The sequence below is a fragment of the Rhodoblastus sp. genome, from assembly GCF_019449565.1.
Classification (GTDB): domain Bacteria; phylum Pseudomonadota; class Alphaproteobacteria; order Rhizobiales; family Beijerinckiaceae; genus Rhodoblastus.
The window spans coordinates 41,134-66,214 of sequence record NZ_JAGRPM010000063.1 but is presented as its reverse complement, the minus strand read 5'-3'; the positions used below and the strand labels follow the sequence as shown (position 1 = coordinate 66,214).

Genomic DNA, 25,081 nt, shown 5'->3' with positions numbered 1-25,081 from the left:
ATCAGGCGGCGGATTGCTCCGAAACCCCCTCGGGCCGGCCGACGATGGCCACGAGAAGGCGCGAATCGCCGATCAGGCGCTTCGCCACGCGGCGGGCGTCCTCCAGGCTCACGGCCTCGACCTCGGCGTTGCGGCGGTCGAGATAATCGACGCCGAGGCTCTCGCGCTGCAATTGCAGCAGATGGCCGGCGATCTTGGTCGAGGTGTCGAAGCGCAGGGCGTAGGAGCCGGTCAAATATTTCTTGGCCTTGTCCAACTCCTCGGCGGTCGGACCATCTGCCGCAAGACGCGTATATTCGGTCTCGATCACGCTGAGCGTCTCCGCCGCACGCTCATTCTTGGTGGAGGTCGAACCGATGAAGGCGGGGCTGTGGTCGGCGGTGCTGAGCGAGGAATAGACCGAATAGGTCAGGCCGCGCTTCTCGCGCACCTCCTGCCACAGGCGCGAGGTGAACGAGCCGCCGCCCAGAATGTGGTTGACCACCATGGCGGGGATATAATCCGGGTCGCGGCGCGCGATTCCGGGGCGACCGAAGCGGATATTGGACTGCGGCACGTCGTAATCGACCACAATGCGCCGGCCGGCCCCCTGCACCTCGATGTCGGGAACGGGGGTCAGATCGGCCTTTTCCGGCAGGCCGGCGAAAAGCGAGTCGAGATGGCGGGCAAGCGTCGCCGCGTCTATGGCGCCGACCACCGAAATCTTGAGCGTTTCCCGGGCCAGCATTTTTTTGCGCAGCGCGACGAGATCGTCGCGCGTCACGGCGTCGATCTCGCCCAGTTCGCCGCGCGAGGCGCGCGAATAGGGATGACCCGGCCATGCGGCGCGGCGCCAGGCCTGCGCGGCCATGGCGTCGGGTTCCCGCGATTCCCGCTTGAGCGCGGCGTTAAGCTGGCCGCGCACGCGCTCCAGCGGCTCGGCATCGAAGCGCGGCGCGTTCAAGGCCAGCGCCATCAGCTCAAAGGCCTTGTCGCTGTGCCGGACCAAAGTCTGCAAATGGCCATAGAACTCGTCGCGCTCGGCGCTGAAGCTCAATCGGATGGCGTGATCCTCGAGCGCGCGATGAAAGGCCTCCGCCGTCAGATCGCCGGCGCCCTCGTCGAGGAGGCCTGCGAGCAGCGACCCGGCGCCCGCCTTGCCCTGGGGGTCCTGCGAGGCGCCGCCGGCGAAGGAAAACTCCATCGCGACCAATGGCACGGCGTAATCCTCGACCAGCCAGGCGGCGATTCCGCCCGGGCTGACGATTTGCTGGACGCGCTCGGCGCGCGAGACCGGCGCGCCAACCGGGTTCTTGCCGGCGGATATTGTGGCGGTTGCGTTTTTTGTTGGTGCGTTCACAGCGCAAACTCTCTTCTGACGGTCACGCGACGGCTTCGTCCTTGAGCAAATAGCCCGTGACGGCGCGGCGCTTCTGCAGCCATTTCATGGCGCTGGCGACGTCCTCGGCGGTCACCGCCTCGATGCGGGCGCTCCAGCCCAGCACGTCCTGAACGGTCCCGCCATTGGCCAGCGCCGCGCCGAACCAGCGGGCGAGCGAGGTCTGGTTGTCCTGCGCATAGACGGCGTCGGCGACCAGACGTGTCGACGCGCGCTCGACATCCTCGCGGCTCATGCCGTCGCGGCGCAGCTCGGCCAGGACATCGTCCACGCCGCGCTCCAGCTCTTCCAGGCTGACGCCCTCGGCCGGGAGGCCATAAACATAGAAGCGGCTCTCATCCACCGAGTCGGCGTAATAATAGGAGCCAGCCGAGACCGCGAGCTTGCGCTCCAGCACCAGCCGGCGGAACATCAGGCTGGTCTGGCCACCGCCGAGATAGTGGGAGAGCACGTCCAGCGCTTCCGCCTCGCCCTTCTGGCCGGTATGGGCCGAGGGCGCGAGATAGATGCGCTCGAATTGCGGCTGCTCGACCTTGGCGTCGGCCAGCTTGACGATGCGCTCCGCGCGGGGTTCGGGTTCCTTCTGGCGATTGCGCTTCGGCGCCTCGCCGCGCGCGGGGATCTTGCCATAGGTCTCGCGGGCGAGCGCTTCCACCTCGGGCGCCTCGATATCGCCGGCGACGACGAGAATGGCGTTTTCCGGCGTATAGAAGCGGCGGTAATAGTCGAGCGCGTCCTGGCGGTCGAGCGTCTCGATCTCATGGCCCCAGCCGATGATCGGCACGCCATAGGAATGATGCGTGAACAGCGCGGCGTTCAGCGCCTCGTCGAGCTGCGCGGCGGGATCGGCCTCGGTGCGCATGCGCCGTTCCTCCATCACCACCTCGCGCTCGGGCGCCACAACCTCGTCGGTGAGGTTGAGATTGGTCATGCGGTCGGCTTCGAACTCCATCACCACGCCGAGATGCTCACGCGCGACGCGCTGGAAATAGGCGGTGAAGTCATAGGAGGTGAAGGCGTTTTCCTGGCCGCCCAGCTCCGCGACCAGATGCGAGAACTCGCCCTGCTGGTGCTTGTGTGTTCCCTTGAACATCAGATGCTCAAGGAAATGCGCGATGCCGCTCTTGCCGCGCGGGTCATCCGCCGAGCCATTGCGATACCACACCATATGGGTGACGACGGGCGCGCGGTGGTCCGGAATGACCACCACATCCATGCCGTTTTCGAGCTTGAAATGATCGACGCGCGGCCCAGCGTGCGACGCCTGCCCTTCCCCTGTCCCGACCGAAGGCGTCTCCTGCGCCGAGCCAGAAGGGGGAGAGCTGTTCATTAGGGCCACTGTGCGAATCCTTGTCCTGACCAAATCCTAGCCATCCAATATAGAACGCAAAAGCCGGAGCGACAGCCCCGGCTCCTGAATTTTTGCTGGATGGGTTCGGCCTCAGAACAGACCGAAGAACTTCTTGTCCTTGGGAATGTCGCTGTCGCGCAGACCCGAAGCGACGCCATCCGGGCCGCGAACCTTTTCGAGATAGGTCTCCGGCGGCTTGATCAGATAGTCGCCATTGGCGGCGCGGGTCGGCGGCGGATCGCCGGCGACCGCCGCCGGCGGCGGCAAGGCGCGCTCCTTGGGCACCGCCAGTTTCGGGCGCTCGTTGTAGTTGATCGTGTCCGGCGAGCCGTTTGCGGCGCCGCCGACCGACCCCAGCATCTTGTCCCACATGCTCGGCTCCGCCGCGCGCGGCGGCGGGGGCGGAGGCGGCGGGGTGACGGCCTGAGTGGGAGAAATCGCCCTCTGCGGCGGCGCTACGGCGCTCGCCTGCTGTGTAGAGGCGCCCTGCGCGGCGGACTCTGCGCCACGGCCCCAGCCGAACCAATTGGTCAACAGGTTCGACCCCTGGGCGGGCGCCGCCTGGCTCACGCTTTCCTGAGCCGCGGGAGCGGCGGGAGGAGCCACATTGGTGGATTTGGCGTTCTGTTTCGGCTGCGGCGCCGGAACATTGGGCTGAGGCGCGGGAGCGGCCTGTGCCGGGGCGCTGTCCTGGGCGGGCTGGGAATTGCCGCCGAGGCCGATCGAACCGATCGCCTTGCCCCAGAGCGAATCGTCGGCTCGAGCGGCCGGCGCGACCAAAACAAACGCGCAGACCGTCATGCCGGCTGCAATGAGCGAGCTGGCCTTAGCGTGTTTCATGCGGTTCGTCAGCGGCATCCTCAACCTCGAAATCCTTCGCTCAATTATAAAACATCGCCTCTAACCCGGATTCAAGGCGTTTTCGCGGCGGGCGCCGCAGCGGCGGACGGCGGCGGGGCGCTGACCCGGTTCGGGGCCGGGTCTTCGCCGAAACTTTCCGAGCTGAACATGCGGTTCAACAGATAACGCTTCGGGAACGGGCCGTTACCCTCTTCCTCGGCGGCCTGAGCCGCAGCCGAACCGCCCTGTCCACCTGCGGTGGCGCCGGAGCCCTGTGGCGCGGGCTGAGGGGCGGGATTGGTTAATTTATTGAAGAAAAACTGGCGCGGCATCTGCTGCCCAAAGGCCATTTCCGGCTGCGGCGCGGGCTCCTGCGCAAGAGCCGGCGCCGCCAAACCGCAAGCGGCCAGCAGGCACGCGGCCAGGCGCAACGTCGATTTCACGCTTAAAAACGGGTTCAACCGCATCATGCTCATTCCGAAATCCTTCCTGGCCGCAATCCTGTCGCCCCTTGAGCGGCTTCGCGGCGATCTCGGGATGAAGGCCCGTCAGGCCCTGTCTTCCCGGTTCGTAAACGCGTCATACACCAGCAAGACGACGCCGACAAATATGGCGGCGTCGGCCAGATTGAAAACATAGTTGGACAAAGGCCCAAGCGAAAAGGGCGTGTGAAAATAAAGAAAGTCGGCCACAGCGCCATGGACAAGTCGGTCGCTGGCGTTGCCGAGCGCCCCGCCGATCAGGCAGCCGAGGCCGAGCGTGGCGGCGAGGCCCCGCGCGCGCCACAGCCAGTAAGACAACAGGCCAACCGCCAGAAACGCTAAGCCCGCCAGAGCGAAACGCCCAAAATCGCCCTCCGAGCGTAGCAGCGTATAAGCGATGCCGCGATTCCAGCTCATGACCAGCGCCAGAAAGGGCGTCAGGACGATGGACGGGCGCTCCGGCCCGTCGAGCAGACCAATCGCCCAGGACTTGCTGGCCTGATCCGCGACCACCACCGCCGCCGCCACGGCGAAGCCGATCAGGCGGCGGCGCGGCTCGCGACCGGAAAAGCTCACGGCCGGCGGCGCAAGCCTCACGGCCAGAGGCCCTTGGCCCGCAATTCGCGCAGGGCCTGCGCATCGCGCGGGGTCACGTCCGGAAATTCCGGATCGGAGCCGACCAGTTCCGAAATACGCCAGGAGCGCGCGCATTTCCGGCCTTGAGCGCGGCGGCTCACCACGCCGACGCCCAGCGCTTCAGGCAAAGTGAAGGCGCCTTCAGGCGGGGCCTCGGCGACGATCTCAATCGCGGAAGTGATGCAGATTTCGGCGAAATCGACGCCGTCGAGCGCCTCGCGCAAGGCGGCATCGGCGATAAAGACCCGCGGATCGGCTTCGAGCGAAGATCCGATGTTCTTCTGCGCGCGCTCGATTTCCAGAGCGCCCGTGACGACGGCGCGGATGCGGCGGATGGCGCGCCATTTCGCGGCGAGCGGCTCGTCACGCCAGACCGCCAGCCCGGCAGGGAAAGTCGTCAGATGGACGGAAGGCGCGGCGCCAGGCCGGAAGGCGAGCCAGGATTCCTCCGCCGTGAAGCACAGGATCGGCGCCAGCCATTTCAGCAGCGCGTCGCACAGGATGTCGATGGTCGTCAGCGCCGCCTTGCGCGCCACGCTCGACGGCGGATCGCAATAGAGGCCGTCCTTGCGGATATCGAAATAAAAGGCAGAAAGGTCGCCGGTCATGAAGGCCGAGAGCAGCGCGACCACCTTCTTGTAATCGAAAGCGGCGTAAGCCTCCGCGACCTGAGCGTCGATCTCGGCCAGACGGTGCAGGATGTAGCGCTCCAGCTCCGGCATTTTTTCGCGCGACACCGCCTCAGTCGGATCGAAATGCGCGAGCGCGCCGAGCATCCAGCGGATCGTGTTGCGCAGCTTGCGATAGGTTTCGGAAAAGGTGGAGAGGATTTCCTTGCCGATGCGCAGGTCGTCGGAATAGTCGGAGGCCGCAACCCACAGGCGCAAGATGTCGGCGCCGGAATCCTTGATGACTGTCTGCGGGGCCACGACATTGCCGAGCGATTTCGACATCTTGCGGCCCTTCTCGTCCAGCACGAAGCCGTGGGTCAACACGGAATCATAGGGCGCGCGGCCGCGCGTGCCGCAGCTTTCCAGCAGCGACGAATGGAACCAGCCGCGATGCTGGTCCGAGCCTTCGAGATACATCACCTCGTCCGGCCCGCCGTCATGGCGGCGGCTGACGCCCACCAAAGTCGGGAAATGGACCGGGTCTTCCAGCGTGAAGGCGTGGGTCGAGCCGGAATCGAACCAGACGTCGAGCACGTCGTCGATCTTGTCATAGTCGTTGGGGTCGTGGTCGGGCGCCAGGAAACGCTTTGCTGCGCCCTCCTCGTACCAGGCGTCGGCGCCCTCTTGCGTGAAAGCCGCGACGATCCGGGCGTTGACCTTGTCATCGACCAGAATGTCGTGGCCGCCTTTTTTCACGAAAACCGCGATCGGCACGCCCCAGGCGCGCTGGCGCGACACCACCCAATCGGGGCGGTTGGCGATCATGCCGGTGATGCGGTTCTCGCCCGCCGCCGGAACCCATTTTGTGCGTGCGATTTCTTCCAGAGCGATAGCGCGCAGGGTCGGGCCATTGGACCCAGCGCCCAAGCCCTTTGTGGCGACGGCATCAAGCGCGACGGCGAAAGGCTTGTCCATCGCAATGAACCATTGCGGCGTATTGCGGAAGATGACGGGCTTCTTCGACCGCCAGCTATGCGGATATTGGTGCTTCACACGACCGCGCGCGAGCAAGGCGCCAGCCTCGACCAAAGCCTTGATGACCCGCTCATTGGCGTCGCCCTTGTTCCCCTTGTCGTCGATGACGCGGGCGCCGGGGAAGCCGGGGACTTCGTCGGTGTAAAAACCATCGGCGTCGACCGTATAAGGAATGCGGCCGTCGATGCCGCGCTCATGCAGCAGGCGGCTCGACGCCATCCAGATGTCGAAATCCTCGCGGCCGTGGCCAGGAGCAGTATGAACGAAGCCAGCGCCCGCGTCATCGGTGACATGATCGCCGTCGAGCAGGGGCACGTCGAAGTCATAGCCCAGCGCCGCGAGGGGATGGGCGCAGGTCATCGCCGCCAATTCGGCGGCCGGGACGTCGCGGACGCGTTCGAAAGCCTCTACTTTGGCGGATTGCATTACGCCTTCGGCCAGCTTGTCGGCCAGGATGTAATGATCGCCGGTCTTGGCCCAATTGCCCTCCGGCGCCGTCGTCACGCGATAGAGGCCATAGGCGATCCGATGCGAGAAGGAAATCGCGCGATTGCCCGGCAGGGTCCAGGGCGTGGTCGTCCAGATCACGACACGGGCGTCCTGACCGCGCACCGGAAAACCTACGAAAACCCAATCCGAGGTGTGGTCTTCATATTCCACTTCCGCCTCGGCCAAAGCGGTCTTTTCCACCACCGACCACATCACCGGCTTGGAGCCGCGATAGAGCAGGCCATTGGCGGCGAATTTCATGATTTCGCGCGCGATGATGCTTTCCGCCGCATAATCCATGGTGGCGTAGCGGCCCGACCAGTCGCCCGCGATGCCGAGCCGCTTGAACTCCTCGCGCTGCACGTCGAGCCAGCCTTCCGCGAAGGCGCGGCATTCGCGGCGGAACTCCACCACTGGGACTTCATCCTTGTTGCGGCCCTTGGCGCGATATTGTTCCTCGATCTTCCATTCGATCGGCAGGCCATGGCAGTCCCAGCCCGGCACGTAATTGGCGTCCTTGCCCATCATGCGCTGCGAGCGCGTGACGATGTCTTTCAGGATCTTATTGAGCGCATGGCCGATATGGATATTGCCATTGGCGTAGGGCGGGCCGTCATGCAGCACGAATTTCGGCTTGCCCGCGTTTTCCTTTCGCATCTGCTCGGTCAGGCCGATCTGCTCCCAATGGGCCAGTAGCTCCGGCTCCTTTTTCGGCAGGCCGGCGCGCATCGGAAAATCGGTTTTCGGCAGATAGAGCGTGGCGGAATAATCAGGACCCGTCTTTTCGGGCTTCGGGGCGTCTGCCTTGGGGGCGTCGGACATTTGGCGAAAACTCTCAAGCGATGGGCGGCGAAGCCCGGAATCGGCGCGGACGCATGACTGTCATGCGGAACCTCCCGGCGCGCTGGCGAGCGCAAACGCTCAGCCGCGGGCCGGGCCGATAATTCGCCGGGAGAGGAAACGGGCGCGAAACGACATGGCGCCTTGTAGCAAGAACAGCGCCTGCGAATAAAGGGCGTCGCGGCAAATTTCTCCGCACAAAGAAAAAGGCGCAAGCCGGTGATCCCGGCTTGCGCCCCCGCACGCGGAGACGAGCGCGATTTAGTGGTTCATGGCCTTGATGATGTTCTCGACCACCTTCTTGGCGTCGCCGAACAGCATCATCGTATTGTCCTTGAAGAACAATTCGTTCTCGACGCCGGCATAGCCCGAGCTCATGCCGCGCTTGATGAACATGACCGTCTTGGCCTTTTCGACATCGAGGATCGGCATGCCATAGATCGCCGAAGTCTTGTCGGTCTTGGCCGCCGGATTGGTGACGTCATTTGCGCCGATCACGAAGGCCACATCCGCCTGCGAGAATTCGGAATTAATGTCCTCCAGTTCGAAAACCTCATCATAGGGGACATTGGCTTCCGCCAGCAGCACGTTCATATGGCCGGGCATGCGGCCCGCCACGGGGTGGATGGCGTATTTGACCTCAACGCCTTCCTCCTTGAGCAGATCGGCCATTTCGCGCAGGGCGTGCTGTGCCTGCGCCACCGCCATGCCATAGCCGGGCACGATGATGATCTTGGACGAGTTCTGCATGATATAGGCGGCGTCGTCCGGCGAGCCCTGCTTGACCGGCCGCGTATCCTTCTCGCCGCTGGCCGCCGCAGCGTCCTCGCCGCCGAAGCCGCCGAGAATGACGGAGATGAAGGAGCGGTTCATGCCCTTGCACATGATGTAGGACAGGATCGCGCCTGAGGAGCCGACCAGCGCGCCGGTGATGATCAGCGCCAGGTTGCCCAGGGTGAAGCCGATGCCCGCGGCCGCCCAGCCGGAATAGGAATTGAGCATCGAGATCACGACCGGCATGTCGGCGCCGCCGATCGGGATGATGAGCAGCACGCCGAGCGCCAGCGAGACCAGCACGATCAGCAGGAACAGGAAAGCGCCGCCCGTGCCGAAGAAGGCCGCCATCAGCAACACGAGCGCGATAGCGAGCGCGAGATTGATGACGTGGCGCTGCGGCAGCATGATCGGCTTGCCCGACATACGACCGTCGAGCTTCAGGAAGGCGATGATCGAGCCGGTGAAGGTGAGCGCGCCGATCGCCGCGCCGAGCGACATTTCGATCAGGCTGGCGCGGTGAATGTCGCCGGGCACGCCGATGCCGAAGGCCTGCGGGGCGAACAGGGCGCCCGCCGCCACCAGCACGGCGGCGAGGCCGACGAGCGAGTGGAAGAAGGCGACCAGCTGCGGCATCTTGGTCATTTCGATGCGGCGGGCGACCACCGCGCCGAAGCCGCCGCCGATCAGCAGACCGAAAACGACCAGCAGCCAGCCGGACACGCTCGACGGCGGCCGCAAGGCCAAAGTGGTGACAACGGCGATGGCCATGCCGATCATGCCGTTGCGATTGCCCTGGCGCGAGGTCGTCGGATGCGACAGGCCGCGCAAGGCGAAGATGAACAGGACGCCCGAGACGAGATAGAGAAGGGCCGCGAGATTGACGTTCATGGACCTCAGCCCTTCTTCTTGTACATGGCGAGCATGCGCTCGGTGACGAGGAAGCCGCCAAAGATGTTCACCGACGCGAGGATCAGCGCGATAAAGCCGAAGATATGCGCCCAGGCCGGGCCGCTATCGCTCGTTCCCGCCGCGTCGACGCCGACGGACAGCAGCGCGCCGACGACGATCACCGAGGAAATGGCGTTGGTGACCGACATCAGCGGCGTATGCAGCGCCGGAGTCACCGACCACACGACGTAATAGCCGACGAAAATCGCGAGCACGAAGATCGCGAGGCGGAAGACGAAGGGATCAATCGCCCCGCCGCTCGCGCCATGAGCGGCCGCTCCGGCGGCGTCGGCAATCTGGTCGGCGTAATTTTGCGCGGCGTCGGCCGCGGCGCGGGCGTTCTGCGCCGCGGACCGGGCGGCGTCGACGAGCGTTTGTGCGTCAGTAGCCATGGAATGCGCCCCTCTCTCGGGCTGTCACAATGGGATGGACCGCTTGGGCCGGGACGGCGGCCTGAGGCCGCCGCGAAAGGAAGTTGGACGGCCTCAGGCCGCCGCGAAACTGGGATGGACGATCGCGCCATCGGCCGTGAGCCGCGTCGCCTTGACCAGCTCGTCCTCGCTGTCGATCTTGAGAGCCTTGCTCTCCTTGTCGATCAGGGTTTCGAGGAAGGCGAACAGGTTCTTGGCGTAAAGCTGCGAGGCGGTGGCCGCGAGACGGCCCGCGACATTGAGATGGCCGACGATCTTGACGTGGTTGTCGGTGACAACGACCTCGCCCGGACGCGCCAGTTCGCAATTGCCGCCACGCTCGACCGCGAGATCGACGATGACCGAGCCCGGCCGCATCGAGGCGACCATGTCGGCGGTGATGAGCTTCGGCGCCGGACGCCCAGGAATGAGCGCCGTGGTGACGACGATGTCCTGCTTGGCGATATGCGAGGCGGTGAGAGCCGCCTGCTTGGCCTGATATTCCTTGGACATTTCCTTGGCGTAGCCGCCCGCCGTCTGGGCCTGCTTGAACTCCTCGTCCTCGACGGCGAGGAATTTCGCGCCGAGCGATTCCACCTGCTCCTTGGTGGCGGGCCGCACGTCGGTCGCGGTGACGACGCCGCCAAGGCGGCGCGCCGTGGCGATGGCCTGAAGGCCCGCGACGCCGACGCCCATGATGAAGATCTTAGCCGCCGGGACCGTGCCCGCCGCGGTCATCATCATCGGAATGGCGCGGCCATATTCGGCCGCCGCGTCGAGCACCGCGCGATAGCCGGCAAGATTGGCCTGCGACGACAGCACGTCCATCACCTGGGCGCGGGTGATGCGCGGCATCAACTCCATCGCGAAGGCCTGAATATTGGCGTGGGCGAGGTCCAGCACGGCGTCATGCTGTCCATAGGGGTCCATGATGGCAAGGACCGCTGCGCCATGCGTGACGCCGGCGAGCGAGGCGGAAGTCGGTCGGCGGACCGCTAGCACGACATCGGCGCCCGCGACGGTCGCGGCCGCGTCGGCGGCGATCGCGGCGCCGGCCTTTTCGAAATCGGCGTCGGTGATGCCGGAGCCTGTGCCGGCGCCGGCCTGAACCACGACATCGGCGCCGAGGCCGATGAGCTTCTTGACGGTTTCGGGCGTCGCCGCGACGCGCGCTTCATTGGCGTCGGTTTCGGCGGGAACGGCAATGCGCATGAATGACTCCACATGGCCCGCAGGGAGCGGGTCTTGAAAGGTCCAGCGCGCCTTTTTCGGCGCGCGCGTATCTTGGGGATCAGAGAAGACTTGGGATCAAAGCGTAAGAAAGGCCAGCAGGAGCACGGCGAGAACGACAAAGACCGTCCCCCATTTTATCAATGAGGTGAAAAAGTGATAGGTCGCCAGATGCGCCGGGTAGTCCATATCGGATTGGCCGAGCGCGCCATCCGCCGTCGTCACTTGGTTCGCGGCCATATTCCTCTCCTCGTTTCGTGGGCCCTGTTCTCATTTTCGAGGCCTTGCAGGCTAGTTTTCCCAAAAGGGCAGGCCCAAGGCAACTGTTATAAGGTAGGCGCCGCAATTTCGCCCCGACTTTCTGACGATGGCGCGAAAATTAAGAAAAATCCGCACGAAACCGGGGGTCATAACCCCATCCGCGCGAGAGCCTCGCCTTGCCGCGCGGCGAGGGCGCCGAGGTCGAAGTCCTCAAGGGCCTCCTCGAACAGGCGGTGGAAGTTGAGCCGCGCCGAAAGATGCAGGAAGGCTCCGCCGAGGCCGATGGCCGCGCGGTCCATGAAGACGAATTCGCGCGGGATCAGCACCGGCCCCTTCTCCCGAAGGTGACGATGCACTTCCGCCGCCTCGCGCCGGCCATAGGCGCCGGCTGAAACCCCGTCTGCAATGGTGCGCGGCCGGTCGTCAAGCAGCGGCCCGAGAATGAAACGCGCCCAGATCGTCAGCGCCTCGATCAAATCATGGGTGAGATTGCGGAAGCCCCAGATCCGGTAGGCCTCCGCGACCTGCTCCGCCCGCCCTTCGCGCAAGCCCCGGTAAAGCTGGACCACGCCGCCGACAAAAGCCGGAGGGAAAATGCGGACGCAGCCATAGTCCAGCAGATTGACGCCCGCCGCCGCGCCATGCTTGCGGAAGCCCGTATAATTGCCCAGATGCGGGTCGCCGTGGATCACGCCGAACCGCGCGAAAGGCTCCCACCAGGCGCCGAAGATCGCCCGCGCGACGGCGTTGCGCTCCGGTTCCGGCGCATCGACCAGCGACAGCACCGGCTCTCCCTCCAGCCAGTCGAGCGTCAGCAGCCGGCCGGTCGAAAGCGCCTCATGAACTCCGGGAACGCGGATATCGCCGCGCGCGGCCAGCATCAGCCGGTAAAGCCCCGCGTGTCTGGCCTCGCGACGATAGTCCAGCTCCTCGCGCAGGCGTTCGGCGATCTCCAGCGCCGCCTCGCGCGCGTCGATGGCCGGGTCGAGCCGCCGGTGCAGCGACAAAGCGAGATCGAGCTGGGCGAGATCGGCCTCCACCGCCGAGGCCATGTCCGGATATTGCAGCTTGCAGGCGACATCGGCCCCTTCGGGCGTGCGAGCGCGATGGACCTGCCCGAGCGAGGCGGCGGCGGCGGGTTGCAAGTCAAATTCGGCGAATTTGGCGCGCCAGTCCGGACCAAGCTCCGCGCTCATGCGGCGGCGGACGAAGGCCGCGCCCATCGGCGGGGCCTGGCTTTGCAGGCCCGCCAGCGCCTCGGCATAATCGGCGGGCAAAGCCTCCGGAATGGTGGAGATGAGCTGCGCCGCCTTCATCAGCGGCCCCTTGAGCCCGCCGAGCGCGCGCGCCAGCGCCTCGGCGTCGCCATCCCTGCCCTTGCCGAACAGCCGCCCGCCGGCGACGCGCGCGGCGAAGCCGCCCGCCCGCGCGCCCACGGCGAGATAGCGGGCGGCGCGCGCCCCAAAGCGATTGGCCTCGTCATCCTTCATGCAACGCCCTTCCCGACCGGACTTATACGCGCGAAAGGCGACAAAGGCTCAGCGTCCGTAGGTTCCCGTCAGGCTGGCCTTGCCCAGCGAATTGGCGTTGATCAGGAAGCCCGCGAGCGAGGCCGTCGCATGGGGCGGCAGGTCGAGCTTGTCGGTTTTCAGCGCATAGACCGTGAAATTGTAATGATGCGGCTTGTCGCCCTTGGGCGGACAGGGGCCGCCATAGCCGGGAACGCCGAAATCGGTCGCGACCTGGAGCGCGCCCGCCGGCAGGCCCTTGCCGTCCTTGCCGACACCCTGCGGCAGGCCCGTCGCGCTCGCCGGGATATTATAGACGATCCAATGCCAGAAGCCCGCGCCGCCGGTAGGCGCGTCCGGGTCATGAACCATGAGGGCAAAGCTCTTGGTCCCGGCCGGAGGATTGCTCCAGGACAGGGCCGGCGAAAGGTCGCCGCCCGCGCAGCCGAAGCCATTATAGACAAATGTCTCGGCGATCGGGCCGCCGCCGGGCGCGATGTCGGGGCTTTTCAGCGCAAAAGCCCAAACGCTTGTCGCGGAAGCCGCCAGCAGAAAAACCGAAGCCGCGAGCCTTTTCAAAGTCATTTCATTCTCCCATGTCATCCAGCCGCGCCAGAACGCCGCGTATAAAAGCTTCGGTCTCGGCCGGACGCGTCACCGGCAGCATATGGCCGCCCGCGATCCGCGTCAGCTTGGCATCGGGCGCGATGGCACAAAATCCCTCGCCCTGCGTGCGGGGGTCAAGCACGAGGTCTCCCGCGCCGAAAAGCACGCCGATGGGCAGATCGAGCGCGCCATAGCGCAACGTCATCCTCGGCAATTCCTGCGGTTGCGTAACAATGTCGCTCGAAGCGGCAAGCAGGGCGGACGGCCTGGCGGCGAGCAGGCCGCCGCCGTCGTTCCAGAACCGCGCCGGCATGGGATCGGGCGCGAAGACCTCGTCGCGCGCGACCCGGGAGCGCAACAAGGTCGCGACCGGGCCGAGCGTCCAGGCGCCGAACCATAGCGAGAGCCGGCTGCGATTGGACAGAGCCGCGAATGGCTTGGGCGGCTTGGCCACCATCAGGGTCAAGGGCGCGATTAGAGCCAGTCCGCCAAGTTTTTCGCGATGGTCGAGCGCAAGCGCGAGCGCGACCGCGCCACCGAACGAATGGCCGACCATGAGCGGCTTGTGCAGGCCAAGCCGCTCGATCGTCTCCGCGAGGACATTCGCCTGGGCCGCAAGCGTCTGCGGATGGGCGGTTTGCGAATAGCCCGAGCCGGGACGATCGATCAGGACGACGCGCCGCTCCGGGAAGCGCGCGGCCAGCGCGAAGGAAAAATGATTGAGCTGTCCGAGCAGGCCATGCACGAAAACCAGCGGCGGCTCGCTCTGCTCCGCCTTCTCGCCGGTGTCGACCAGATGCAGGCGCAGGCCGCCCACGTCCACGAAACGTCCGACCGGCGGAACCAGCGACTGGATGAAGCGGACCAGAACGAGATTAACCAGCGCCAGCGCGCCGACGGCAAGCAGCCAGTAAAAGACCAGTAAGGTCAAGGCTGAGGTCAGCATGAGCGGTCGCCGGCGCCGCCGCTCACGAGGACAGGCTTTCCAACTCGTCTATCAGACCTTCGATCATCGACAGGCCAATGCTCCAGAACGCCGGATCCCTGGCGTCGAGGCCGAAGGGCTTCAGCAACTCGCTGTAATGTTTCGAGCCGCCTGCCGAGAGCAACGCGAAATATTTGTCCACGAAGCCCGGCTCGGCCTTTTGGTAGACGCCATAGAGGGAGTTCACGAGGCAGTCGCCGAAAGCGTAAGCGTAGACATAGAAGGGCGAATGGATGAAATGCGGGATATAGGCCCAGAAGGTCTCGTAGCCGGGGCCGAACTCGATGGCCGGGCCGAGGCTTTCGGCCTGCACGCTCATCCATAGCTCGCAGATCTGCTCGGCGGTCAGTTCGCCATTCTTGCGCTCGCTATGCAACTTGCGCTCGAATGAATAGAACGCGATCTGCCGCACAACCGTATTGAGCATGTCCTCGACTTTGGAGGCCAGCAGCGCGCGGCGTTCGCGCGGGTCCTTCGCCTCGGCGAGAAGGGCGCGGAAGGTCAGCATTTCGCCAAATACCGATGCGGTTTCCGCCAGGGTCAGCGGCGTCGGCGCCATCAGCGCGCCATTGGGCCCCGCCAGCACCTGATGCACGCCATGGCCAAGCTCATGGGCCAACGTCATCACGTCGCGCGGTTTGCCCTGATAATTGAGCAGTACATAGGGATGCACGGAGGGCGAGGTCGGATGGGCGAAAGCGCCGGGCGCCTTGCCGGGCCGCACCGGCGCGTCAATCCAGTTCTTGTCGAAGAACTGCTTGGCGATCTCGGCCATGCGCGGCGAAAACCGGCCATAGGCCGAGAGCACCGCCGTGCGCGCCTCCGCCCAGTCGTAATTCTTCTGCGGCGCGTCCGGCAGCGGCGCGTTGCGGTCCCAGTGATACAGCTTGTCCTTGCCGAACCAGCGCGCCTTGAGCTTGTAATAGCGGTGCGACAGGCGTGGATAGGCGGCGCGCACAGCCGCGACCATCGCGTCGACGACTTCCGGCTCGACGCGATTGGACAGATGCCGCGATTCCGCGACATCCTTGAAGCCGCGCCATGTGTCCGCGATTTCCTTGTCCTTGGCGAGAACATTGGAGACGAGGGCGAAAATGCGGAGATTTTCCTTCAGGGTCTTGGCGATGGCGTTGGAGGCCTTTTCGCGCATGGCGGGGTCGGCGTCCTGAAACAGGTTCAGCGCCGGCTCCAGCGTCAATTGCTTGCCGTCGACCTCGAAGCGCAGTGAGGCGATGGTCTCGTCGAACAGCCGGTTCCAGGCGGAATGGCCGGTGACGGACTTCTCGTGGAACAATTGCTCGATGCGATCTTCGAGCTGATAAGGCTTTTCGAGGCGCAGGTCCTCGACCCAGGGCCGGTAATGTGACAGGGGCGCCTGCTCCAGCGCGGCGGCCAGAGCCGCGTCGTCGAGCCGGTTCAGTTCAAGCTGGAAAAAAAGCAGATCGGTCGAGGCGGCGGTCACCTTGTCCTGCGCGTCGCCGTAAAACTTGGCGCGGGCCGGATCGACGGTGTTCTCGGCATAGGAAAGGCCGGCGAAGGACATGATTTTCGTGATGAGGTCGTCGATCGCCTCGAAGCGGACGATCGCCTCATAGAGCTTGCGCGGGGCGTCCGCGCCCGCAAGCAGGCCGGCGAGCGCGCCGCGATAGCTGGCGGCGAAGGCCCGGCATTCATGGACCATCCGCTTCATGTCCTCGGCAAAGCGCGGGCTGTCCAGCCCCTCATAGAGATCGTCGAGCCGCCAGCAGGGCAGATCCTCGGCCGGCGCCGCGCCGGAAGACATGCTGAAGCGAACGGGAGGCGCGGAGGGATCGATCATGGACGGGCCAGGCCTTTGCAGGAATTTCAATTACAACTGGACACCATATTGGCGAGGGGCGGCGGCAATCAACCTGTTCCCGTAACCTATTCTCGCGACCCGGTCTCTCAACAGGGTCCCGCAAGCCAAGCGCCCGCCGCGCGTTAACACCGCATTTACCGTAATGGCGCAGCATGTCGCCAAGCGGCAAAACGGCCCGCGCGAAAGAAGATGATGACATCGACCATCCTGATCGCCGACGACGACCCCGTACAACGGCGGCTTCTCGAAGCCATGGCGCGCCGTTTTGGCTATAATGCGGAATGTGTCGAGGGCGGCGAGGCCGCCCTGGCGCGGCTACAGGCCGTCGATCAGCCTCATATCGACCTTCTCATTCTCGATCTCGTCATGCCCGATCTCGACGGCATGGGCGTGCTCGCCCGGATGCGCGACGGAAAAATCGCCACGCCCGTGATCGTCCAGACCGCCCATGGCTCCATCGAGGCGGTGATTTCGGCCATGCGCGCCGGGGCGACGGATTTCGTGGTCAAGCCCGTCGGCGCCGAGCGGTTGCAGATTTCGATCAAGAACGCGCTGCGATTCGGCGCGCTTGAGGGCGAAATCCGCCGCATCGGCCGCAAGGCGACCGGCAATCTGACCTTTCGCGACATTCTGTCGCGCGGAGAGGAGATGGCCCGCGCCATCCGGCTCGGCGAGCGCGCCGCCAAATCCAACATTCCCGTCCTGATCGAAGGCGAATCGGGCGTCGGCAAGGAATTGATGGCCCGCGCAATCCAAGGCGCCTCTGACCGGCGCGGCAAGCCCTTCGTCACGGTCAATTGCGGCGCGCTGCCGCAAAATCTCGTCGAGTCCATCCTGTTCGGCCACGAGAAGGGCGCCTTCACCGGCGCGTCCGACAAGCATATCGGCAAATTCGTCGAGGCCAGCGGCGGCACGCTCTTCCTCGACGAGGTCGGCGAACTGCCATTGGAGACCCAGGTCAAGCTGCTGCGCGCGCTGCAGGAAGGCGAAATCGACCCCGTCGGCGCCCGCAAACCGGTGCGCGTGGACGTCCGCCTGATCTCGGCGACGAACCAGAACCTGATCGAACTGGTGAAACAGGGCCGATTCCGCGAGGATCTCTATTACCGGCTCAATGTCTTCCCGATCTCAATCCCGCCGCTGCGGACGCGCCGCGCCGACATTCCCGACCTGGCGCGGCGCTTCCTCGCCCGTTTCAGCGCCGAGGAAGGCAAGAGGATTCGCGGCCTGACCGCCGAGGCCATGTCCATGCTCTCGACCTATGACTGGCCGGGCAACGTCCGCCAGCTCGAAAACGCCCTGTTCCGCGCAGTGGTGCTCTCCGACGGCGACGAACTGACCGTGGCCGAATTCCCGCAAATCGCCGCCCATGTCGACGGCTTCGACGTCCGCGTTCCGCCGGCCCCGCCGCCGGTCGGGCAGCGCGAAGTCCAGCGCGAAATCGTCCGCGTCGAGATGCGCGACCCCAATTCTCTCAAGCTTCTCGACGAGAATGGCGACGTCCACCGGCTGGAATGGCTGGAAGAAAAGGCCATTCGCTTCGCGCTCACCCATTATCGCGGCCAGATGTCCGAAATGGCGCGCAAATTGGGCATTGGCCGTTCGACGCTCTACCGCAAAATGAAGGAATATGGCCTGGCGGAGAATATCGCGGGCGACGGAGTCGACGCCGCTTGAGCGGGCGCCTCCGCCCGGCCCTGTGGCCTTCGCGCGACAGTCACAATATTGCGAGCCGCGCCCATTGCGGCAAGGCGGCATTTGAATTTAACCGTAAGGGCGGCCAGATCCTGTAAGGTCGCGCGAACGGCGCGCGGCGGGCCCAGGCCCCGCCCCCGGCTTGAAAGGCTTTTGGATGTTTCTGCTTGGCGCGTCCGCCGCAAAGTTTCGGACGGCTCTGGCCGCCGCCGCGCTCGTCGCGGCCGTCCCCGCTTTAAGCCAGGCCGCGCCCAACGCCGCAGTGGATGCCGCGCACAGCGCCGCAACTGATGATTCGACGGCCGCGATCGCGCCTGCGAAGGCGCCCGGCGCAATTTGGACCATCCCGCCCGCTTCGCCCGAGCCAGCCAAGGCCAATGAGGAGTCGGGCAAGGAACATGGCCTGACTTCGGCCAGCCAGGATTCGCCCGAGCCCGCCGCCGAAGCCCAGACCGTTGGCGCCGAGCCAGCACGCACATCGGAAATTGTCGCAACGGAGCCGCTCGGCCCGGCCAAGCCGGCGATGAACCAGGCGATCCGCGCCGCGCTCTCCCGCGAATCCGCCGAGGGCCTGCGCCAGCCCGCGCCAATGCGCGCCCTGCGCCAGGCTGTGGACGCTTTTTACGCCAGCCGCGGCGACGCGCCGGTCTGGCTCGCCGACGGCCATTGGACCCCGGCGGCCCGCGCCGCTTTCGAACGCCTCCAGCAGGCGCCGGACGATGGGCTCGATCTGCGCGCTTTCCGCGTCTATTCGCTCGACCAGGGCCCCGACGCCTCGCTCGCGCTTGGCGACATCGCGCTGTCCGAGGCCGTGGCGGCTTACGCCCTCCAGGCCAGCGGCGGCCGGATCGACCCCAGCCGGATCTCTCGCCTGATCGGCGCGCACGCCCCTGTCGTGAGCGCGGCGCAAGCGCTGGACGAAACCTCGAAATCCGCCGACGCCGACAAGACCCTGCACGATTATAACCCGCAGCATCCCGGCTATCTTGCCTTGCGCGACAAGTTGGCGGAGGTCCGCGCCGCGCCCGAGCTTCAGGCCCGGGTCGCAGCCACCGAGCGCGGACGCGGCGTGAGCGACGCCTCTCCGGCGCTCGGCGCGCGCCGCAACGCCGATCTAGAAGCCGAGATCCTCACCAATATGGAATTCTGGCGCTGGCTGCCGCGCGAACTCGGGAGCGACCGGGTCGTGGTCAACATCCCGGAATTCACCGCGCGGCTCTATCGCGACAATGCCGTGATCCTGCCTATCCGCGTCATCACCGGGAAGCCGGACAAGCCGACGCCTTTGTTCTCCGACAAGATGGAATATCTGGTCGTCAATCCGTCCTGGAACGTGCCGCAGTCGATCATCAAGAATGAAATGATGCCAAAGCTCGATGCGCTGCGGGCGCAGGGCTATGACATCCGCACCGTCAATGGCCGGCTCACGGTCCGCCAGCCGCCGGGCGAGCGCAATGCTTTGGGCCAGATCAAGTTCATCTTCCCCAATGATTATGCCGTCTACATGCACGATACGCCGACGCGCAACCTGTTCGCGACGTCCCGCCGCGCTTATAGCCATGGCTGCGTGCGCGTCGACCAGCCCTTCAAGCTGGCCGAAGACCTGCTGCGGCCGGAGCGCGGCTGGACCGAAGCGCGGCTAAGAAAAATGGTCGGCAAATCCGAGCGCAGGGTCAACCTGCCCGAGCCAATGCCGATCCATATCGTCTATTTCACCTTCGCCGTTGACCAGGGCGGCCAGGCGCAGCGCTTCGAGGATATCTACGGTTACAGCCGCAAGACGCGCGAATTGCTCGGCCTCGGCGGCTGAGCGCTTTGGTTTGGGGCCGCCGCTGGGGGACAGCCGCAATTCTGCCCTAGAATCGCCGCGAATTTTGTTAATTTGGCCACAAGCGACAAAAAAGCGCAGGGCGGAACTAAGTTTCGCCCTGCTGTGGCTTTGCCGCGACAGATGATGTAATCAGATGCGCCGCCAGGCATGAAAAACCGACGTTCGTGAACCTGACGTCAACCTATTCGCGCAATAATTTCGTTACCATTTTCGCCAAGTTTGCGTCCGGACGAAACGTCAAGACAAACACGATGGGAGCGCGTTTGATTTTGCCCAGCCTCGCCGCAAGCCTCGCCGCGGCCCGACGCGTTCTCAAACGCGCAAGACGGCCCGCCGGCAAACGCGTCTGCGTCGCCGCCCTCGGCCTTTTCGCCGTTCTAGCCCCCGAGGCGCTGGAATCCGCCGCCGCCAATGGCGACACCCGCACCATTTTTCTCTACCACGCGCACCGCAAGGACACGATCGCCGCGACCTTCCGGGTCAATGGCCATTACGACGCGGAAACGCTCGAAAAGCTGAATTGGTTCCTGCGCGACTGGCGAAATGACGAACCAACCAAAATGGACCCCCGGCTGTTCGATGTGGTCTGGGAGGCCTACCGCAGCGCCAACCGCCTCGGGCCGGACGATCCGATCATCGTGATGTCCGCCTATCGCTGCCCTTCCACCAACGCCATGCTTCGCCGCCGCTCCAGCGCCGTGGCCGAACATTCCCAGCACATGCTCGGCAAAGCCATGGATACCAGCATGCCGGGTCTTTCCATGGAGAAGCTGCGCGAGATCGGCATGCGCATGCAGCGCGGCGGCGTCGGCTATTATCCCACCGCCGGGACGCCCTTCGTCCATCTCGACGTCGGCGGCGTGCGCCACTGGCCGCGCATGAATTACGACCAGCTGGCGCGGCTGTTCCCCGACGGCAAGACCGTCCACATCCCCTCCAACGGCAAGCCGATGGAGCGCTACGAGGAAGCTCGCGCCGAAATTCTCGCGCGCGGCGGCGAGGCGGCGACCTTTGCCGAAGCCACGTCCCCGGGCGGCATCTTCGGCTTCTTCGCCAAGATTTTCGGCGGCGGCGAGGACGAGGAGGAGGCCCGCCAGATGGCGCGGGTCACCCGCCCGACCCGCGTCGCCTCGGCGCGTTCTGCTCCGGCCAGCGACGCCCCCGCCGCCAACGCCCAACGCCGGATGGTCGCGAGCGCCGAGGCCGACCTGCCGCGCGGCGAAACCTATATGGGCGCCCCGGACGATTCCGGCTTTGGCCGTCGCGCGGTCGCCGCGCAGCAGCCTGCGCCCCCGCCGGCGGTCCAGGCCGCGCCGGCGCAACCGGAGCCCGTCGCTCAGCCCTCCCGTTCGGCGCCGCAGGAAGCGCCCCAGCAGGCGGCTGAAGCCGACGACGCCCCGGCCGTCAATCATCCCGCGCCGCCGCGCCGCCCCGACAATCTGGTTGCGGCCCTCGACGCGCCCGTTCCCCCGCCCCGGCCAGCCGAACTCGCCCGCTTGCCCGACGTGATCACGCGCGGCTCGTCGCTGGCCTTGCGTCCCTCCGCCAGCGAGACCTCCGCCCTCGCCTACGCCGCCCCCGCGAGCGTGGCCGTTCCGCTGCCGCCGCCGCGCCCCCCGCTGCCGCCGCTGCGCGCCGCCGCGCAGAGCAAGGCCGAGGATCAACGCGCCGCGAAAGCGGTCGCCAGCCAGATCACGCCGGCCCGCCTGGACCGCGCCACGCTACAGGCGATGACGACGCCCGCGCCCCAGATCGAGGCCCGGCCCAAAAACAGCGCCGGATTCGCCCCCGCCCTGCGCTCCGCCGCAAAGACTGACGCGCTTGCCGCCAATGCGCCACGGCGCGGCGCGCAGACGGGGTTCAGCGCGAAAGCGACTATCCTGAGCGCCAATTCCTTCTCCCAGAAGGATGACGACTAGCAAGCGAAAGCGGAACGTTTCAGGCGCAAGTCTGCCGCGCGACAACTTGCCCCCCATCGCCTTCGTCGGGCCGTTTTCGACATCTTACAGATAGACATGACCGAGCAACGCCAGCCCCACATCCTTAATGCAGCCTCGAATCTTCTCGGAATATGCTTTGTATTGATTACGGCAATCAAATTAAGCGGATCATCTGATTGGACCTATTTGGATGAAATATGTATAATTGCAGCGCTTTGATTCATGAGCACATGCCTTTTGTCATTTTACTCCATCAGAAACTCTGTAAATACAGATAAGGTTGAGCTGTTTGCAGATTATATATTCTTTTCGTCCATGATTCTCCTTTTTTCCGCCGTCCTGCTTTACGCCCGGCATATCATTTAGCCAAACCACTCCACACGTTTAGCTCGCGCGTGCAGCCTGATGGTTAATGTCCTGTTAAGCCTGAAGTCCTAGCCTGATTGAGAGCGCCGTCCGAGGTGGCGCGCCGATCCCGCTGGAAAGATCGAGCAATGATTCAGGATGCGATCAAGTCCGAGGAATTCTTCGTGGAGCGCCGGCGCCGCGCGGATAGCCCGGCCGCCTGCCGCTGGCAGCAATTTGTCCGGCTCGTGATGCTGATGGCGATTGGTTTCGGCCTCGTTTCGCTCACTCTCAACCCCAACAGGGTGATGTCGGCGACCTCCGATATCGAAATGCGGCTCAAAAAGGCCTGACGCTCGCTTCGCCGGCCGGAATCGGCTAGCATCGCGCGATGCCGATCATTCGCCGTCTGCCCGTTCTTCTGCTCGCGCTCGTCTGCCTGGCCGGCTCGGCTCCCCCGGCGGCGGCGCAAAATCCGTTCTCCGACTTTTTCGGCTCGATTTTCGCGCCCCGCCGCGCCCGGCCTCCCGAGGAGCCGAGGCCGCGACCGATCCATCGTCCGAAGCCCAAGCCCGCCGCGACGGCGCCCAATCCGGCCATTCCGGGCGCTCCCGGCGGCGACGTACAGACGGTCAAACAGGCGCCGACCTTCTTCGTCGCCGTCATCGGCGACAGCCAGGCCAATATGCTGGCCCAGGGCCTCGCCGAAGCCTTCGCCGGCGACCATCGCGTCGCCATCGTCAACAAGGCGAAGGAAGATACCGGCCTCGTCCGCAACGACTTTTACGACTGGCGCGCGGCGGCGCGGACCCTGCTCGACGGGCCGCAACATTTCGACGCCGCCGTGGTCCAGATCGGCATCAACGACAATCAGAAGCTGCGGCTCGGCGGCGAGCCGAGTCCGGAGCCGCTGAGCAAGCCGTTCAACGAAATCTACGCCAAGCGGGCCGAGGAGCTTGCGGCGATTTTTCAAGAAAAAAAGGTTCCGCTCATCTGGGTCGGCCAACCGATCATGCGCAGCGAATCCCTCTCCAACGCCGCACTCGTCTTCAATGACATCGACAGACAATATGCCGAGGCGCAGGGCGCGCGTTATGTCGATCTCTGGGAGGCCTTTTCCGACGAGGATTCGGTCTATCGCGCGTCCGGCCCCGATGTGAACGGCGTCATCGTCCGCCTGCGCGCTGCCGACGGCGTTCATTTCAACAAGGCCGGCGCGCGCAAGGCCGCGCATTTCGTCGAGCCCGAAATCCGCAAATTGCTCGAAGCCGCCTTGCAGCCGCCCGAGACGCCCGCTGGCGCCGCGCCCGAGGCTCCGGCGACGCCCGCGCCCGGGGTGCCGGCGATGCCCGGCGGCAATGAAACAACGCCCCCCGCCGCGCCAGAGGCTGCCGCGCCGGTCGCGCCGCCGCCGAAACCCATCGCGGGAAAGATTGAGAGCCTCACCGAAACAGCCGTTTCGCCCGGTGGCGCCCTCGCGGCTCCGCCGGTTGGTCGCGCCCAGCCCAAGGCGATCGAGGCCGCGCCCGCGCAGCCCGGCCGCGCGGATGATTTCGCTTGGCCCGCTAGATAGGCTGGTTCCCCAAGCGGCCGCTCCAAAACGCGGATGTTCAGGCCGGCGCCACCGGCGCAAAAACCGCTGCGACGAAGTCGATCACGAGTTCGCCGCGCTGGTTGACGCCGCGATTGCGGCTGGTGATGAGGCCGACGCCGGGTTTGGAGGTCTCGCGCTTGGCGATGACCTGGGTCGAAAAAGCGATGCGGTCGCCAAGGAGCACCGGCCGGCGCCACAGCATGTCCCGAAAACCCGGCGACGCGCGGCTGGCCAGTTCGCCGCCGGCGAGACGGCGGCGCGTTTCGATAAAATGGCTCATCCAGCAGGAAGCGGTATGCAGCCCCGCCGCCGACATGGCGCCGAGGAGATGCGCCTTGCCGGCCTCTTCATCGATATGGAAAGGCGCGGGATCATATTTCAAGGCGTAATCGCGGATCAGCTCGGCGGTGAACAGGGTCTCGCCCAGTTCCGCAAAAGCGCCGACGCGCGCCCGCGCGAAATCCTCCGGCATTGCGCCCAAAGGGTCGTCGATCCGCTCTGAAGGCGCGGCGTCCTGGGCATTTGGCGCGGAGCGGCGCGGCGCCCCCGCCAGCGCCTCCGCCAATGGGGTCCTGCGCGCGAAAAGATTCGAAATCGTCTGGGTCATGACCTCGCGGCCATCCTGATTGCGCAATGACGTCTGCACCTTGACGATTCCGGCGCCGGGCCGCGAGCGCAAATCGGATTTTTCCAGCGTCGTGGTGGTGGCGGTCAGTCGGTCGCCGGCGCGGACAGGCGCCAGCCAGCGGTTATCCTCAATGCCTATTCCGGCCAGAACGGAGCTTTCGCCGAGCCAGGAATCGATCATCATGCGCATCAGCGCTGAGCAAACCTGCCAGCCCGACGCCGCCAGACCGCCGAGAATCGTATCCTTCGCCGCCTCGGCGTCGAGATGGAAGGGCTGCGCGTCATAAGCGGCGGAAAAGGCCAGAAGCTCCCCCTCGTCAATCAGATAATCGCCATAGGTCCTCGTCTCGCCGGGGCGAAAATCCTCGAATGTCAAAAGACTCATCTATGTCTCCGCCGCTGGCGGCGACTTTGGCGCAGGAGCGGAGCGCGAGCAAGACGCAGCGCGAAAAAGCAAGCTATGCAATAGTCGCATACCAGCCCAGACGATTGCGAATTTGTTGTGCGCCGCACAATCAGCCATAAAGGTCTCACTCCACAAACGGACCAGCTGTCCTCCCCTGCTGTCTCCGTGTGGAAAAGACTACGCCCTGCCTTGTGCTGGCGGCGCCGGACGCGAAAGCGTCCGGTTTTTTTTGTCTTGAGCAGGGCGTCTTGCTCCGCCGGGGCTTTTTTCAGCCCGCCGGGGGCTCTTTTCTCTCTGCCGGGGGCTCGTTTTCTCCCTGCCGGGGGCTTGCCCGCCCGCCGGGCTTGCGCCACTTTGCCGCCCCAGGAATCTACCCAAAACAATCGACCCAAAAGAATCGGCCCAAAGGCGACAGC

At 65.3% G+C, this 25,081-nt stretch carries 20 protein-coding genes; 5 read left to right on the top strand and 15 right to left on the bottom strand.

Annotation, left to right across the window (positions count from 1 at the left end; translation table 11 throughout):
• Position 1: 1 nt before the first annotated feature.
• The 14 genes from QZ409_RS14645 to QZ409_RS14580 all read right to left on the bottom strand — a co-directional run bounded on the left by QZ409_RS14645 (position 2) and on the right by QZ409_RS14580 (position 16,170).
• Positions 2 to 1,339 carry a pitrilysin family protein gene (locus QZ409_RS14645; RefSeq protein ID WP_342394846.1) on the bottom strand — a complete coding sequence of 446 codons (1,338 nt, stop codon included), beginning with the start codon at positions 1,337 to 1,339 and terminating at the stop codon, positions 2 to 4.
• 22 nt (positions 1,340 to 1,361) lie between these two features.
• Positions 1,362 to 2,708, bottom strand: a complete 1,347-nt coding sequence (locus QZ409_RS14640) for a pitrilysin family protein (protein ID WP_296712835.1) — start codon at positions 2,706 to 2,708, stop codon at positions 1,362 to 1,364.
• Between the two features lie 111 nt (positions 2,709 to 2,819).
• Positions 2,820 to 3,587, bottom strand: a complete 768-nt coding sequence (locus QZ409_RS14635) for a hypothetical protein (RefSeq protein ID WP_296712759.1) — start codon at positions 3,585 to 3,587, stop codon at positions 2,820 to 2,822.
• Positions 3,588 to 3,640: 53 nt separating this feature from the next.
• Complete coding sequence (locus QZ409_RS14630) at positions 3,641 to 4,045, bottom strand: hypothetical protein (RefSeq protein WP_296712758.1); 405 nt, start codon at positions 4,043 to 4,045, stop codon at positions 3,641 to 3,643.
• Between the two features lie 72 nt (positions 4,046 to 4,117).
• On the bottom strand, positions 4,118 to 4,648 hold the full coding sequence (gene lspA / locus QZ409_RS14625; RefSeq protein WP_296712754.1) for a signal peptidase II: 531 nt from the start codon (positions 4,646 to 4,648) through the stop codon (positions 4,118 to 4,120).
• Positions 4,645 to 7,644 (bottom strand): isoleucine--tRNA ligase, encoded by a 3,000-nt coding sequence (ileS, locus tag QZ409_RS14620; RefSeq protein ID WP_296712750.1) that lies wholly within the window; start codon positions 7,642 to 7,644, stop codon positions 4,645 to 4,647. The genes lspA and ileS overlap by 4 nt, the downstream gene beginning before the upstream one ends.
• Before the next feature lie 279 nt (positions 7,645 to 7,923).
• Entirely contained in the window at positions 7,924 to 9,327 is a 1,404-nt protein-coding gene (locus QZ409_RS14615) for an NAD(P)(+) transhydrogenase (Re/Si-specific) subunit beta (RefSeq protein WP_296712747.1), read from the bottom strand.
• 5 nt (positions 9,328 to 9,332) lie between these two features.
• Positions 9,333 to 9,779, bottom strand: a complete 447-nt coding sequence (locus tag QZ409_RS14610) for a proton-translocating transhydrogenase family protein (RefSeq protein ID WP_296712743.1) — start codon at positions 9,777 to 9,779, stop codon at positions 9,333 to 9,335.
• Positions 9,780 to 9,872: 93 nt separating this feature from the next.
• Positions 9,873 to 11,009, bottom strand: a complete 1,137-nt coding sequence (locus tag QZ409_RS14605) for a Re/Si-specific NAD(P)(+) transhydrogenase subunit alpha (protein ID WP_296712741.1) — start codon at positions 11,007 to 11,009, stop codon at positions 9,873 to 9,875.
• A gap of 96 nt (positions 11,010 to 11,105) precedes the next feature.
• Entirely contained in the window at positions 11,106 to 11,267 is a 162-nt protein-coding gene (locus QZ409_RS14600; RefSeq protein WP_296712738.1) for an aa3-type cytochrome c oxidase subunit IV, read from the bottom strand.
• 167 nt (positions 11,268 to 11,434) lie between these two features.
• Entirely contained in the window at positions 11,435 to 12,778 is a 1,344-nt protein-coding gene (locus QZ409_RS14595; protein ID WP_296712733.1) for an AarF/ABC1/UbiB kinase family protein, read from the bottom strand.
• Positions 12,779 to 12,826: 48 nt separating this feature from the next.
• The gene (locus tag QZ409_RS14590; protein WP_296712729.1) at positions 12,827 to 13,381 is read right to left on the bottom strand and encodes a YbhB/YbcL family Raf kinase inhibitor-like protein; all 555 of its coding nucleotides are present in this window, start codon (positions 13,379 to 13,381) and stop codon (positions 12,827 to 12,829) included.
• A gap of 1 nt (position 13,382) precedes the next feature.
• The gene (locus QZ409_RS14585) at positions 13,383 to 14,348 is read right to left on the bottom strand and encodes an alpha/beta hydrolase (protein WP_296712725.1); all 966 of its coding nucleotides are present in this window, start codon (positions 14,346 to 14,348) and stop codon (positions 13,383 to 13,385) included.
• Between the two features lie 22 nt (positions 14,349 to 14,370).
• Positions 14,371 to 16,170, bottom strand: a complete 1,800-nt coding sequence (locus QZ409_RS14580) for a M3 family oligoendopeptidase (protein ID WP_296712833.1) — start codon at positions 16,168 to 16,170, stop codon at positions 14,371 to 14,373.
• A gap of 249 nt (positions 16,171 to 16,419) precedes the next feature.
• Here QZ409_RS14580 and QZ409_RS14575 point away from each other — a divergent pair, with 249 nt between their 5' ends.
• From QZ409_RS14575 to QZ409_RS14555, 5 genes are all read left to right on the top strand, one after another.
• On the top strand, positions 16,420 to 17,904 hold the full coding sequence (locus QZ409_RS14575; RefSeq protein WP_296712831.1) for a sigma-54 dependent transcriptional regulator: 1,485 nt from the start codon (positions 16,420 to 16,422) through the stop codon (positions 17,902 to 17,904).
• Between the two features lie 175 nt (positions 17,905 to 18,079).
• Positions 18,080 to 19,732: a L,D-transpeptidase family protein gene (locus QZ409_RS14570; protein ID WP_296712722.1), complete on the top strand. Its 1,653-nt coding sequence runs from the start codon at positions 18,080 to 18,082 to the stop codon at positions 19,730 to 19,732.
• 284 nt (positions 19,733 to 20,016) lie between these two features.
• A complete protein-coding gene (locus QZ409_RS14565) occupies positions 20,017 to 21,672 on the top strand; it encodes a DUF882 domain-containing protein (RefSeq protein ID WP_296712718.1) in 1,656 nt (551 codons plus the stop codon).
• Positions 21,673 to 22,187: 515 nt separating this feature from the next.
• Positions 22,188 to 22,391: a hypothetical protein gene (locus QZ409_RS14560; protein ID WP_296712716.1), complete on the top strand. Its 204-nt coding sequence runs from the start codon at positions 22,188 to 22,190 to the stop codon at positions 22,389 to 22,391.
• 38 nt (positions 22,392 to 22,429) lie between these two features.
• The gene (locus tag QZ409_RS14555; protein ID WP_296712713.1) at positions 22,430 to 23,611 is read left to right on the top strand and encodes a DUF459 domain-containing protein; all 1,182 of its coding nucleotides are present in this window, start codon (positions 22,430 to 22,432) and stop codon (positions 23,609 to 23,611) included.
• 37 nt (positions 23,612 to 23,648) lie between these two features.
• Here the strand turns inward: QZ409_RS14555 and QZ409_RS14550 are convergent, their stop codons facing one another.
• Entirely contained in the window at positions 23,649 to 24,644 is a 996-nt protein-coding gene (locus QZ409_RS14550; RefSeq protein WP_296712710.1) for a MaoC/PaaZ C-terminal domain-containing protein, read from the bottom strand.
• Between the last annotated feature and the right edge of the window lie 437 nt (positions 24,645 to 25,081).

Coding starts and splice junctions, on each gene's coding strand:
- QZ409_RS14630 (WP_296712758.1), bottom strand. CDS start 4,045: ATGAGCATGATGCGGTTGAACCCGTTTTTAAGCGTGAAATCGACGTTG.
- QZ409_RS14580 (WP_296712833.1), bottom strand. CDS start 16,170: ATGTCTTCCGGCGCGGCGCCGGCCGAGGATCTGCCCTGCTGGCGGCTC.
- QZ409_RS14600 (WP_296712738.1), bottom strand. CDS start 11,267: ATGGCCGCGAACCAAGTGACGACGGCGGATGGCGCGCTCGGCCAATCC.
- QZ409_RS14550 (WP_296712710.1), bottom strand. CDS start 24,644: ATGAGTCTTTTGACATTCGAGGATTTTCGCCCCGGCGAGACGAGGACC.
- QZ409_RS14555 (WP_296712713.1), top strand. CDS start 22,430: ATGCCGATCATTCGCCGTCTGCCCGTTCTTCTGCTCGCGCTCGTCTGC.
- QZ409_RS14640 (WP_296712835.1), bottom strand. CDS start 2,708: ATGAACAGCTCTCCCCCTTCTGGCTCGGCGCAGGAGACGCCTTCGGTC.
- QZ409_RS14590 (WP_296712729.1), bottom strand. CDS start 13,381: ATGACTTTGAAAAGGCTCGCGGCTTCGGTTTTTCTGCTGGCGGCTTCC.
- QZ409_RS14605 (WP_296712741.1), bottom strand. CDS start 11,009: ATGCGCATTGCCGTTCCCGCCGAAACCGACGCCAATGAAGCGCGCGTC.
- QZ409_RS14635 (WP_296712759.1), bottom strand. CDS start 3,587: ATGCCGCTGACGAACCGCATGAAACACGCTAAGGCCAGCTCGCTCATT.
- QZ409_RS14595 (WP_296712733.1), bottom strand. CDS start 12,778: ATGAAGGATGACGAGGCCAATCGCTTTGGGGCGCGCGCCGCCCGCTAT.
- QZ409_RS14575 (WP_296712831.1), top strand. CDS start 16,420: ATGACATCGACCATCCTGATCGCCGACGACGACCCCGTACAACGGCGG.
- QZ409_RS14610 (WP_296712743.1), bottom strand. CDS start 9,779: ATGGCTACTGACGCACAAACGCTCGTCGACGCCGCCCGGTCCGCGGCG.
- QZ409_RS14560 (WP_296712716.1), top strand. CDS start 22,188: ATGATTCAGGATGCGATCAAGTCCGAGGAATTCTTCGTGGAGCGCCGG.
- QZ409_RS14570 (WP_296712722.1), top strand. CDS start 18,080: ATGTTTCTGCTTGGCGCGTCCGCCGCAAAGTTTCGGACGGCTCTGGCC.
- QZ409_RS14615 (WP_296712747.1), bottom strand. CDS start 9,327: ATGAACGTCAATCTCGCGGCCCTTCTCTATCTCGTCTCGGGCGTCCTG.
- ileS (WP_296712750.1), bottom strand. CDS start 7,644: ATGTCCGACGCCCCCAAGGCAGACGCCCCGAAGCCCGAAAAGACGGGT.
- QZ409_RS14585 (WP_296712725.1), bottom strand. CDS start 14,348: ATGCTGACCTCAGCCTTGACCTTACTGGTCTTTTACTGGCTGCTTGCC.